3 protein-coding genes are annotated in these 2,240 nt (G+C 66.0%); 1 reads left to right on the top strand and 2 read right to left on the bottom strand.

What is annotated here, in order from left to right:
• Positions 1–76: 76 nt before the first annotated feature.
• Positions 77–1,048 (bottom strand): permease-like cell division protein FtsX, encoded by a 972-nt coding sequence (ftsX, locus tag ACWGIU_RS36175; protein ID WP_453712323.1) that lies wholly within the window; start codon positions 1,046–1,048, stop codon positions 77–79.
• A 17-nt stretch (positions 1,049–1,065) separates the two neighbouring features.
• On the bottom strand, positions 1,066–1,755 hold the full coding sequence (gene ftsE / locus ACWGIU_RS36180; RefSeq protein ID WP_030011324.1) for a cell division ATP-binding protein FtsE: 690 nt from the start codon (positions 1,753–1,755) through the stop codon (positions 1,066–1,068).
• Between the two features lie 235 nt (positions 1,756–1,990).
• Here ftsE and ACWGIU_RS36185 point away from each other — a divergent pair, with 235 nt between their 5' ends.
• Positions 1,991–2,182, top strand: a complete 192-nt coding sequence (locus ACWGIU_RS36185; RefSeq protein ID WP_030011325.1) for a hypothetical protein — start codon at positions 1,991–1,993, stop codon at positions 2,180–2,182.
• The last annotated feature ends 58 nt before the right edge of the window (positions 2,183–2,240 follow it).

The following is a 2,240-nucleotide window of genomic DNA, read 5'->3' on the forward strand; positions in this document are numbered from 1 at the left end:
GCCCAGCATGGCGCCGAGTCTAGGACAAGCCCCGCGCCGGTACGGGTGGTTGGCCGTACCGCTCGCGGGGCGCTTGTCACACCTTCAGGTACTTGCGCAGGGCGATGAAGGCGGCCATGGAGGGCATCAGGAGGCCGATGAAGAGCACGTAGGGGAGCTTGGCCAGCACCGATCCCCAGCCCATGAAGTCGATGAGCTGAATCTTGTCCCGCAGGCCGACGCCGTGGTCGATCACGAAGTACTGGCCGGACATGAGCATGGCGCAGGCGAAGAGCGCACCGATGAGGCCGGCGACGGCCGCCTCCATGATGAAGGGAACCTGGATGTAGAAGCTGGAGGCACCCACCAGGCGCATGATCCCCGTCTCACGCCGTCGGCTGAACGCCGAGACGCGCACGGTGTTGACGATCAGCAGCAGCGCCACGATCAGCATGATCAGCATGATGGCGAGCGCGGCGATGTTCAGGTAGTTGAGGATGCGGAAGAGGTCGTCGATGGCCTGACGCTGGTCGTCGACGGTGTGGATGCCGTCCCGGCCGACGAACGCGGAGGTGACGACCTTGTACTTCTCCGGGTCCTTCAGCTTGACGCGGAAGGACTCCTGCATCTGGTCGGGCATGATGGAGGAGGCGAGCGCCGTGTTCCCGAACCGCTCCTGGTAGTGCTTGTACGCCTCGTCCGCCGACTCGTAGGCGACGGACTTCACCAGGGACATCTGCTTGAGCTCGGACTCGATCTGCTTCTTCTGCTCATCGGTCACCGCGCCCTTGGCGCAGGTGGTGACTCCCGTGGAGCCGGCCGCCGAACCGTCGGCCTTCTTGGTCGCGGCCTCGCTCGCCTCCACGGCGTCCTGCTTGTTGCAGAGGTAGATCGAGACGTTGGCCTTGTCGTACCAGAAGCCCTTCATCTTGCTCACCTGCTCGCTCATGAGCATGGAGCCACCGAACAGGGCCAGCGAGAGGCCCACCGAGATGATGACCGCGAAGGTCATGGTGAGATTGCGACGGAGACCGACGCCGATCTCCGACATGACGAACTGGGCGCGCATTGCGTCTCAGGGACCTTTCAGTGCTGGTAGCCGTAGACGCCGCGCGACTGGTCGCGCACGAGTCGGCCCTGTTCGAGTTCGATGACGCGCTTGCGCATCTGGTCGACGATCTGCTGGTCGTGGGTGGCCATGATCACCGTGGTGCCGGTCCGGTTGATCCGGTCCAGCAGCTTCATGATCCCGACCGAGGTCTGCGGGTCGAGGTTGCCGGTGGGCTCGTCCGCGATCAGCAGGGCGGGGCGGTTGACGAAGGCGCGGGCGATGGCCACGCGCTGCTGCTCACCGCCGGAGAGCTCACCCGGCATCCGCTCCTCCTTCCCGCCCAGACCCACGAGTTCGAGGACCTGCGGGACGGCCTTGCGGATCTCGCCGCGCGGCTTGCCGATGACCTCCTGGGCGAAGGCCACGTTCTCGGCCACCGTCTTGTTGGGCAGCAGGCGGAAGTCCTGGAAGACGGTCCCCAGCTGGCGCCGCATCTGCGGAACCTTCCAGTTGGAGAGCTTGGCGAGGTCCTTGCCCAGGACGTGCACCTGGCCGTGGCTCGCCCGCTCCTCGCGCAGGATGAGCCGCAGGAAGGTGGACTTGCCGGAGCCGGAGGAGCCGACCAGGAAGACGAACTCGCCCTTCGCGATGTCGAGGGAGACTTCTCTGAGTGCGGGACGGCTCTGCTTCGGGTAGGACTTGGAGACACTGTCGAATCGGATCACGGGTGCACCACGGTCGCCGGGAGTAGGTGTGCGTGACCATACGCGAACGGGCGCGAGGTGTGGACCCGGCCTCCGGACTTGTCCCATATATCCCGGGGTGCGGGCACTCAGGATGGTGATTGCCCGGACGGGCCGCGCCGAATGTCGGCGAAGCTGGCACAGTGGTAGGGGGAACGCTCCGGTTCCCCACGCCGTTATAGGCAGCAGAAGACCGAGGGGACGAGAGGAGGAGCGCATGACATATGACCGGCTCGTGTGCGCGAACTGCGCCGCACCCGTCAGCCAGGGCCGCTGTCCGGTGTGCCGGGCGAACCGAGAGCGCCTCCAGCAGGAGGGCCCCTTCTCCGGCCTGAACCCCGTGACGCTCATCGTGCTCATGGTGGTCCTCGTGACAGCTCTGGTACTGGTGGCCCAGCACACCGCCTAGACCGCCCGGCCGTGGTGCCCGCGGCCCCGTGCCACGTACCGATCACACACGCGAGAAG

The sequence above is a fragment of the Streptomyces sp. NPDC054840 genome (assembly GCF_053611065.1).

Bases quoted from the DNA above. Each gene is read 5' to 3' on its own strand.
- ftsX (WP_453712323.1), bottom strand. From the start codon at position 1,048: ATGCGCGCCCAGTTCGTCATGTCGGAGATCGGCGTCGGTCTCCGTCGC.
- ACWGIU_RS36185 (WP_030011325.1), top strand. From the start codon at position 1,991: ATGACATATGACCGGCTCGTGTGCGCGAACTGCGCCGCACCCGTCAGC.